Here is a 9,825-nt window from a genome sequence, read left to right as displayed (position 1 = left end):
GAGGTGCCGGCGCTGCGCGCGCTGGCGGCGGCGCTGACCGCGACGCCGGAGCACGACAAGACCGCCCTGGCCCATCCGGCCTGGACAGCCGACCCCGCACCGCTCAAGGCGCTCGCGGATGCGCAGGCGATGCTCGACGCGGCGCGCGCCGACCCGGCGCTGCTGCCGGGCGCGCTGGAGGTCGAGGGGCTCGCCGAGGCCCGTACAACCCTGGCCGAGGGCGGCGGCCTGTTCGGGTTCCTCTCCGGAAGCCGCCGCGCGGCGCAGGCGCTGGCCGCCAAGGTCGCGCGCGACGCCGCCAATCCCCTGCCCGCGCTCGACGCGGCGCTGGCCGGGCAACGCGCACGCGCCACGCTGGCACAAGGCGAGACGCTCGGGCGTGCCGCCTTTGGCGCGCTCTGGGGCACGCCAGCCATGGCGCCGCTGGTCGCCTGGCGGGAGGCGCATGGCGCCGATGCCGTCAGGGCACTGACAGCCGGCGCCGCACCGCCCGATGACGCGCCGGCCGCCGCGGCATTGGCTGCCTGGGAGGCGCTGCACGAGGCCACCGGCTACGGCGCGGCGGACCTGTCCTTCGCGCGGCTGGTCGAGGTGCTGGGCGCCTGGGCGGCGGAGCCGGAGTCGCTGCCGCTCTGGCAAGGCTGGCGCCGGGCGCTCGCTGCCGCCGAGGGGCTGGAGGGCTTCGCCGCGGCGCTCGCCGATGGCAGCCTGACGCCGGAGGCCGCGGGCGATGCCTTCGAGCATGCGCTGCTCGAATCCCTGCTCAACGCCGCGATGCGCGCCCATCCTGAGCTCGCCGCCTTCGACGGCGATGCCGCCGACCGGCTGGTCGAGGACTTCCGGAATGCCGACCGCGACCGCATCGCCCTCGCTCGCCAGGAAGCCGCCGCCGTCCATGCCGAGCGGCTGAAGGAGGTGCGCGCGGGCATGCCGGGCATGGAGGTGCTGCGCGGGGAGATGGAGAAGAAGCGCGGCCACCTGCCGGTCAGGGAGCTGCTGCTGCGCGCCGCGCGCGCGGTGCAGGCGGCGAAGCCGATCTTCATGATGAGTCCGCTTTCGGTCGCGCAGTTCCTGGCCCCTCCACACGGCCTCAAGCCTGGCCTCTCCTTCGATCTTCTGGTGATGGACGAAGCCAGCCAGATCGAGCCGGTGGACGCGCTCGGCGCCATCGCCCGCACGCGCCAGGTGGTGGTGGTGGGCGATGACCGGCAGATGCCGCCCACCCGCTTCTTCCAGCGCATGACCGGCGAGGATGATGACGCGCCGGAGGAGGAGACCGGCACTGTCGCGGCGCGCGATGTGGAAAGCGTCCTCGGCCTCTGCAACGCGCGGGGCGTGCCGGCGGCGATGCTGCGCTGGCACTACCGCAGCCGGCACGAGAGCCTGATCGCCACCTCCAACCATGAATTCTACAGCGACCGGCTGCTGGTGCTGCCCTCCCCCCGAAGCCGCTCCGACCGGCTCGGCCTGTCGCTGGTGCGGATCGAGGGACGCTGGGATGCGGGCGGCAGCGGCACCAATGCCACCGAAGCCGCCGCCATCGCCGATGCCGTGATGCGCCACGCCAAGGAGGCGCCGGACGACACGCTGGGCGTCGCGGCCTTTTCCATCCGCCAGCGCGACGCGATCGTCGATGCGGTGGAGGAACGCCGGCGCGCCGATCCCTCCTGCGACGCCTTCTTCGCCGCCCATCCCGACGAGCCCTTCTTCGTCAAGAACCTGGAGAACGTGCAGGGCGACGAGCGCGACGCGATCCTGATCTCGGTCGGCTACGGCCGCGACGCAGAGGGCAAGCTTGCCATGCGCTTCGGGCCGCTGTCGGCGGATGGCGGCGAGCGGCGGCTGAACGTGCTGATCACCCGCGCCAAGAAGCGCTGCGTGGTGTTCTCCTCGATCGGGGCCGATGACATCGACCTCACACGTGCCGCGGGGCGCGGCGTCGCGGCGCTGAAGACCTTCCTCGGCTTCGCGGCCGGCGAGGCGGCAGCACCACGCGGCGGCGCGGGTGGTGCGGGTACGCCGATCGCGGCCCTGATCGAAGATGCGGTGCGCGGCGCCGGCAAGGAAGCGGTGGCGCGGGTCGGCGTCTCCGGCCTTTTCCTCGATGTCGCGGCGAAGGATGGCACCGACTACGTGCTCGGTGTCGAGGCCGATGCCGGCGACTGGACCGCGCTGCGCTGCGCTCGCGACCGCGAACGTGGGCGCGCGGGCGCGCTGGCGGGCATGGGATGGCGCCTGTCGCGCGCCTGGTCGCTCGCCTGGCTGGCGCGGCCGGAGGCGGAGGCCGCGCGCATCGCCACCTTGCTCGGCAAGCCAGTGGAGGTCGAGGCCCCGGCCGCCGCCTCCCCCGATCCCGGCCTCGCCGCGCCCTACCGCGAGGCGGCGCCCGAGGTACCGAAGGAGACGCCGATCGCCGAGGTCCCTTTCGCGCGGCTGGCCAGCATCTTGGCCGAGATCATCGCGGCGGAGGCCCCGATCGCGACCGACAGCATCCTCGAACGGGTGCGCCTGCTTTGGGATCGCCCCGCGCTGTCGGCGGAGGAGCGCACGGCGCTGTCCCAGGCGCAGCGCCTGGCCACGCAACTGCATGGCGTGCGGGAGGAGCAGGGCTTCTGGCTGGCCGAGGACACGGCCGTCGCGCCGCGCGACCGACGCGCGGCGGCGGCGCATCTGCGCCGGGCGATAGCGGTTGCCCCGGTCGAGATCGCGGCGGCCGCGCAGGTGCTGCACGCGGCGGTGCCGGCGGCGACGGAAGCAGAGCTGGCCGCCGGCGTGCATCGGCTGCTGGGGCTGGATGCCGCGGCACGGCCGGCGATCGCGGCGAGAATCGCAGCGCTCGCCGGCGCGGGCCACATGAAATTCGCTTGATAAGAGCCACTTTCCGCCAATTTGTTGCGGATTGAGATTGACGGTTCGTGGACGCCCCGGCATGCGTGCACCCCGCGCGTCGGCAGATTCGGCGCGGGTTCAGGAGAAGAAGATCCATGCGCCTGTCACACGCTTTCGCGGCATTCGGCCTGCTGCTCTCCGCCCCGGTGCTCGCCCAGACGCCGGCCCCGGTCGGCGTCGCCGAATGCGATGATTTCATCACCAAGTATGAGCAGTGCCTGAACAGCCAGGTCCCGGCAGAGCAGCGCGCGACCTTCGCCGCTTCCATCACCCAGATGCGCGATTCCTGGCGCCAGGCGGCGCAGAACCCGCAGGCCCGCGCGACGCTGGCCACCCAGTGCACCCAGATGGGCACCCAGATGGGGCAGTCGATGGCGGCTTACGGCTGCCGCTTCTGACAAGACCTGGGATGGAGAGCCCGCGCCGGGTCATTCCGGCGCGGGTTTCTTGCGTCAGGCGGCCGGCGGGCGCTGCCCGCGCAGTTCGTCGCGGATCTCCGTCAGCAGCGCCTCGGTCGGCGTCGGGGCCGGCGGCGTGCTGGGCTTCGCCTCCTCCTTCGCCTTGAAGCGCGACAGGATCTTCACCAGCCAGAACACCGCGAAGGCGACGATCGCGAACTTGATGACCGCGTTGATGAACTTGCCGATGGCCAGCACCGCGGCGCCGCCCTGGCGCGTCGCCTCAAGCGAGGGCTGCCGTTGGCCGGTGATGACGACGAACAGGTTCGAGAAGTCGATGCCGCCGATCAGCAACCCGATGATCGGATTGATCAGATCCTCGACCACGGAGGCCACGATCGCTGTGAAGGCGGCACCGATGATGATGCCGACAGCAAGGTCGATGACGTTGCCGCGCATGATGAAGGCTTTGAATTCCCTCAGCCAGGCAGGCTCGGCGATGGTGACGGGCGGCGGCATGCTTCTCTCCCTCTGCGGTGCCGGACGAGTCGCAGTCTGGCATGGCCGATTGTCGTTCTGCATGCGGCGGATTGCGGTGCACACGGCTTCTTTTGCCGTGCCCGCCGCGTTCAGGCCGGGCTGACAGCCATCTTGCCCCCGCGCACGAGCGGGTCACCCTCACCGCGCCAGCAGCAGCTCCGGCAAGCCGGTCACGAGTGTCACCGGGAAGATGGTGATCAGCACCACGGTCAGCACCAGCATCAGGAAGAAGGGCAGCGAGGCCATCGCGACCTCCCCCTGATCCCGCCCCGTCATGGTCTGCATGACGAAGAGGTTGAAGCCGACCGGTGGCGTGATCTCCGCGATCTCCACCAGCAGCACGATGAAGATGCCGAACCACACCAGGTCGAAACCCGCGGCCTGGATCATCGGCACCACGATAGAGGTGGTCAGCACGATCATGGAGACGCCATCGAGCGCGGTGCCGAGCACCACATAAACCACGGTCAGGATCGCGATGATGCCGAAGGGCCCGAGGTTCAGATGCGCGACCCCTTCGGCGAGCGCCGTCGGGATGCCGGTCAACGCCATCGCCTTGGTCAGGAAGGCGGCTCCGGCCAGGATGAACATGATCATGCAGGAGAGCCGTGTCGCGCCCTTGAGGCTCTCGATGAAGTTCTCCCAGCTCAGGCTGCGCGTCACCGCGGCGAGGATGAGCGAACCGAGGACGCCGAAGCCGGCGGCTTCCGTCGCCGTTGCCCAGCCGACGAACATGCTGCCGATGGTCGCGACGATCAGCAGCCCACAGGGGATGAGCTGCGCCGAGAGGCGCATCTTCTCCCAGAAGCTGGTGCGCGGCTCCAGGGGCGGCTGCTTCGAGGGGTTCAGCAATGCCCAGATCGCGATGTAGGCGGAGAACAGCACCATCACCAGCAGGCCGGGCAGGCAGCCCGCGATGAAGACGCGGACGATCGAGACCTCAGCCGCGACAGCATAGACCACCATGATGATCGAGGGCGGGATCATGATGCCGAGGGTGCCGGCGGTCGCCAGCGAGCCGATCGCGACACGCTCGTCATAGCCGCGTCGCCGCAGCTCCGGCAGCGCGATCTTGGAGACGGTGGCGCAGGTGGCGGCGGAGGAGCCGGAGACCGAACCGAAGATGCCGCAGGCCAGGATGTTCACATGCAGCAGCCGGCCAGGAATGCGCCGCACCCAGGGGGCAAGGCCGTTGAACAGCTCCTCGGACAGCTTGGTGCGGAACAGGATCTCGCCCATCCAGACGAACATCGGCAGCGCAGCCAGCGTCCAGGAGCCGCTCGATTCCCAGACGGCAGAGGCGAGGAAGAGCCCTGGCGAGGGATGCACCGCCGCCATCGCCACATAGCCGACGGCCGCCAGGCTCATCGAGATCCAGAGGCCGGCACCGAGCAGCAGGCACAGCAGCACCAGCAGCAGCAGCGCGAAAGTCAGCAGGTCCATTTTATGCTTTCAGAGCTTGCGTCAGACTTCCAGAACTTGCGTCAGACCTCGGCCGAGAAGTCGCCGCGTGCGGCGCGTTCCTCGGCGGCGCGGACATAGGCGGGGATCCGCCCGGCAAGCACCGCCACCCATTCGTCGATGACCGCCACCAGCAACAGGCCGGCGCCGATCGGCATGGCGAGCTTCGGGATCCAGAGCGGATAGGGCACGGTGCCCTGCGCCACTTCCTCGATCTCGTAGCTGAACAGCATGTCCTGGGTGGTCCACCAGGTGATGTAGCCGACCACCAGGGCAGCCAGCGTCAACGCCGCCAGTTCCGCCACGCGCCGGGATGCAGGCCCCAAACGGTCGAGCGCCATGCCGACCCGGATCAGCTCGCCGCGCTTGAAGGTGGCGGCGAGCGCGAAAAAGGTCGTGCCGACGCAGAGATAGGCCGAGAGATCGTCCGAGCCTGAGAATTGCAGCTCGAACTGGCGGAGCGCCATCTGCGCCATCATGACAGCGAAAATGCCGAACAGCGACAGCGCGGCAAGGCCTGCGCTCATCGCGTAGAGCGCATCGAGCGCCCGGCGCAGCACCAGCCCGCCCCTTACGCGCGATAGGCCTCGATCAGGCGGCGGCCATCTTCGCCGGTGCGCTGGATCCACTCCTCCGTCATCGTGGCACTGATCCGGCGCAGATCGGCCAGCAGTTGCTCGGTGGGCGGCACGATCTGCATGCCGCGTTCGCCAAGAGTCCGCTGGGTGGTCGCTGTCGCTTGCTCGGAGAGTTCATAGCCCCGCGTCTCGGCCCGCGCCGCGGCTTCGGTGATCGCGGTGCGCTGATTGGCCGGCAGCCCGTCGAAGGCGCGGCGGGAAATGAGCACGGCATTCTTGGTCTGGGTGAAGCCGAGCGGGGTGAAGACCCGGGCATAGTCCCAGGCCGAGGTATCGACGCCGGTCTGCGCCGAGGTGACCTGCGCCTGCACGATGCCGGTCGCGAAGGCCTGGGCGAGCTCGGCCGACTGCACGAGGGTCGGCGTCGCGCCGATCAGCGCCGCGAAGCGGTTCGTCATCGGGCTGTAGGTGCGGAAGCGGCTGCCGCGGAGTTGCTCGATGCTGGTGATCGGCTGCTGCGCATAGAGACCGGCCGGCGGCCAGGGCACGGTGTAGAGCAGCATCATGCCCTGCCGCTGCAGCCGGGCTTCCAGATACGGCTTCTGCAGGTCGGCAAGCTTCTTCGCCTGGGCATAGGTCGTCACGAGCTGCGGGATCGCATCCGCGTCGAAGAAGGGATCCTCATTGGCGTAGGCGGTCAGCAGGATTTCGCCGAGCTGCACTTGGCCGGTCTGCACGCCGCGCTTGATCTGCGGCATCGGCAGCAGCGAGGCGTTGGAATGGAGCTGGATGGCAAGCTGCCCGCCGGAAGCCGACTGGATCTCCTCGAGGAAGGTCCGGATGTTGCGCGTGAAGAAATTGGCGTCGCTATAGGCGCTCGCCATCTGCCAGCGCGTCTGCGCCTCCGCACGGCGCGTGGCCAGGATGGCGGCCGGCGCGGCAAGGCCGGCCGCGAACAGGGTGCGGCGGGTGGTCGTCATGCTTCTTCTCTCCCAGTCGGCAGGCCCCCGGACGGGCAGTCCGCAATGGCGGCGGCCGGTCAGGAATCATGTCTCCCGAGTAACGCGCGCGAGATCAGAGGGTGCAAGGGGAATAAGCAGAGCAAGCCGGCCATTGCCGACGGAATTGCCTGCGCCGCGGGCGACGCCTGCCCGGCACCGGATCAGTCGCCGTGCGATGGCGAACGCAATGCGACGCGTTGGCGGGAAGATCGCACATCCATCGGTGGCACCAGCGCGGCCAGCCCATCGCGACGCGCGCATTCGTGACCCCTGCTTGGCAGGCGAAACCGTTGCGACCAAGCAAGGTTTTGTGCCAGTCTTTGCTGGATATGGAGGATTTGCCATGACCACGTGGCCGCCAATACGGCTCGCTGTCCTTGCCCTGCCCATCGCCCTGGCAGCCTTGCCGGCCGCAGCCCAGCGCGGCAGCGATGATCCGCTGGTCGGGCGCATCATTGACCAGCTTACCCCCGGCAGCACCCGCGGCATCCGGGTGCCGCAGCAGGACACCTCGACGGGCACGCAGCAGCAGCAGCAGCGCCAGCGCCCCCCGATCCAGGCCGACACCACCGCGCCGACCGGCACGCCGGCCCTGTCCGTGCTGGTGAACTTCGCCTCCGGTTCCGCGGTGCTGACGCCATCAGCCCAGCGTGCGCTGGACCCGGTCGGGCAGGCGCTCGCCTCCCCGGCACTGGCGAACTACCGGTTCCGCATCGAGGGCCATACCGACACCACCGGTGACACCGAGTCGAACCAGATCCTCTCGGAGCGCCGCGCCGCGGCGGTGCGCGATTACCTGACGCAGCGATACGGCGTCAGCGGCGCCCGGCTGGAAGTCGTCGGCCTCGGTGAAACCCGTCTGCTCGTGCAGACCGGTGATCAGGTTTCGGAAGTGCGGAATCGCCGGGTGCAGGTTCTCAACATCGGCGGCTGAAGCGCCCTGGCCACAGGCAGGAACGCCCGTGGGTGCCTGGCACCCGCGGCGTTCACATATCAATGAGCGACGTTCGGAGACACCGGGCTGTGTCACGGAAGGACAGTATCATCATACGAGACAATTCTAGCCACGCAGTTGGGTGATTATCATATTCGTAGCTTCGCAGTGTCATTTTCAGAAAAATAGCACCCAGAATCTCGAGAAATCTTAACGAAACGCTATGCCGGCCTGGAGCAAGCGGTTAAGAGATGCCGGGGGATTGAGGGACGCGGGGTCTTGCGCTCACGTACTTATGTAACCTGTGTTGCAGCCGCCGCGTCGTTGCTGCTCGCGGCAATACCTGCTGTTGCCCAGGTTGCCGCCCCGCCCCCACCGAGCCGAGCGATCGAGGGTATCACCCCGCGGGAGCCCCCGCGCCTGTCCCCCCGCGCCGAGCCGCCACCGCCCGAAGCGCAGCGCGGGCCCGGCGAAACCCGGCAGGTCGCCGTCACCCGGGTCGTGGTGCAGGGCAACACCGCGCTCTCGGACGCCGCGTTACGGCCGGTGGTCGCACCGCTCGAGGGTACGACCATCACCCTGGCGCGCGTCGAGCAGGCGCGGCTCGCGATCGTCACCGCCTATCGCAATGCCGGCTATGCCTTTGTCACGGTCGCCGCGGCGCTGGCGCCGGATGGCCCCGACCGCTCCGAACTCCGCCTCGCGGTGACCGAGGGCTATGTCGCCGAGGCGCGGCTGGAGGGCGATATCGGCCCCGCCGGCACCCAGGTGCTGCGCTTCCTCAATGTGGCAACCGAGGAACGCCCGGTGCGGGTGGAGACAGTCGAGCGTGCGCTGCTGCTCGCCTCCGACGTGCCCGGCGTCACGGTGCGCGGGCTGTTGCAACCGGTGCAGGGCGAGCCCGGTGCGCTGCGCCTCGTCGCCCAGGTCAGCCGCCGCGCGGTCAGTGGCTTCGCCACCGCCGACAACCGCGCCTATCGCCTGACCGGCCCCTGGCAGGGGCTGTTCGTGATCGGCGCCAATTCCTTCACCGAATTCGGCGAACGGACCGAGATCTCCCTCTTCGGATCGGAGCGGGAGACGCAGTGGTTCACCCAGGCCGCGTTCGAGACCTTCATCGGCAGTTCCGGCCTGCGGCTGCGCCTCTATGCCGGCACCGGCAGAACGCAGCCGGGCGGTGTGCTGGAGCAGGTGGGCTATACCGCCGACACCCAGATCGGCGGCGTCAGCCTCACTTACCCGATCATCCGCTCCCGCCCGCTCAACCTCTATGCCGTCGGGCAGTTCGACCTGTTCAACAGCCTGGTCGAGAACGAGACCTTCGGCCAGCGCAGCCGCACCAGCCGCGACGCGGTGCGCGCCTTCCGCGGCGGCTTCGACACCCAGTTCGCGGACAGCCTGTTCGGCCTGGTGCCGTTGGCGACCAATATCGGCAGCTTCCGCATCTCCCAGGGCAGCACGGTCTTCGGCGGCACCGGCAATGAGGCGCGCGACCCGACGCGCCAGACCAGCGTCTTCGATTTCCTGAAGGCAACCGGCGAGTTTCAGCGCACCCAGCCGATCTTCTCGCCCTTCGCCGATGCCATGGTGAACGTCCAGGTGCTGCTGGCAGGGCAATGGAGCGATGACGTGCTGCCGGCCTCCGAGCGGTATTTCCTCGGCGGCAACCGGCTCGGGCGCGGCTACTATGCAGGCCAGGCCGCCGGCGATCGCGCCTATGGCTATGCAGTCGAGCTGCAGCTCGACACGGCCTGGGACGTGCCGCTTTCGCCCTTCCCCGGCAGCGGCCGCGCGACCAGCCAGTTCTACGCCTTCTATGATTACGGCCGTGCCGAGCAGAACCTCGAATCGGATCGCAACCACAAGGCGGTCTCCTGGGGCGGCGGCATCCGCACGGTGCTGAGCGAGGCCGTGAGCCTCGATCTGGAATTCGCCCGCCGGCTGACTCGCCAGATCGATGGCGACGCCGCCGATCCGCTTCGCGCCAACGCGGTGTTCTTCCGCACACTTGTGAGATTCTAGCC

General features: G+C 69.2%; 8 protein-coding genes. 4 read left to right on the top strand and 4 right to left on the bottom strand.

Features of this window, described 5'->3' with window-relative positions; all coding sequences use genetic code 11:
* On the top strand, nucleotides 1-2,868 hold a 2,868-nt coding region (locus GXW71_RS26350), incomplete at its 5' end, for an AAA domain-containing protein (RefSeq protein ID WP_246526909.1).
* Between the two features lie 116 nt (nucleotides 2,869-2,984).
* Nucleotides 2,985-3,287, top strand: a complete 303-nt coding sequence (locus GXW71_RS26345; protein WP_211855684.1) for a hypothetical protein — start codon at nucleotides 2,985-2,987, stop codon at nucleotides 3,285-3,287.
* 54 nt (nucleotides 3,288-3,341) lie between these two features.
* On the opposite strand, the gene mscL is transcribed toward GXW71_RS26345, so the two are convergent.
* From mscL to GXW71_RS26325, 4 genes are all read right to left on the bottom strand, one after another.
* Nucleotides 3,342-3,806, bottom strand: a complete 465-nt coding sequence (gene mscL / locus GXW71_RS26340) for a large conductance mechanosensitive channel protein MscL (protein WP_211855683.1) — start codon at nucleotides 3,804-3,806, stop codon at nucleotides 3,342-3,344.
* 159 nt (nucleotides 3,807-3,965) lie between these two features.
* Nucleotides 3,966-5,270 (bottom strand): TRAP transporter large permease, encoded by a 1,305-nt coding sequence (locus GXW71_RS26335; RefSeq protein ID WP_211855682.1) that lies wholly within the window; start codon nucleotides 5,268-5,270, stop codon nucleotides 3,966-3,968.
* Nucleotides 5,271-5,311: 41 nt separating this feature from the next.
* Nucleotides 5,312-5,848, bottom strand: coding sequence for a TRAP transporter small permease (locus GXW71_RS26330; protein ID WP_211855681.1), 537 nt, complete (start codon nucleotides 5,846-5,848; stop codon nucleotides 5,312-5,314).
* Nucleotides 5,849-5,859: 11 nt separating this feature from the next.
* Complete coding sequence (locus GXW71_RS26325) at nucleotides 5,860-6,846, bottom strand: TRAP transporter substrate-binding protein (protein WP_211855680.1); 987 nt, start codon at nucleotides 6,844-6,846, stop codon at nucleotides 5,860-5,862.
* 295 nt (nucleotides 6,847-7,141) lie between these two features.
* On the opposite strand from GXW71_RS26325, the gene GXW71_RS26320 reads away from it, so the two are divergent.
* Together GXW71_RS26320 and GXW71_RS26315 are read left to right on the top strand one after the other, a co-directional pair.
* Nucleotides 7,142-7,801, top strand: coding sequence for an OmpA family protein (locus GXW71_RS26320; protein ID WP_211855679.1), 660 nt, complete (start codon nucleotides 7,142-7,144; stop codon nucleotides 7,799-7,801).
* 279 nt (nucleotides 7,802-8,080) lie between these two features.
* Nucleotides 8,081-9,823 (top strand): ShlB/FhaC/HecB family hemolysin secretion/activation protein, encoded by a 1,743-nt coding sequence (locus GXW71_RS26315; RefSeq protein WP_211855678.1) that lies wholly within the window; start codon nucleotides 8,081-8,083, stop codon nucleotides 9,821-9,823.
* The last annotated feature ends 2 nt before the right edge of the window (nucleotides 9,824-9,825 follow it).

This window comes from Plastoroseomonas hellenica (assembly GCF_018129085.1).
Taxonomy (GTDB): domain Bacteria; phylum Pseudomonadota; class Alphaproteobacteria; order Acetobacterales; family Acetobacteraceae; genus Plastoroseomonas; species Plastoroseomonas hellenica.
Note: the sequence above shows the minus strand (reverse complement) of the source record. Positions and strands in the feature narration are given on the sequence as shown.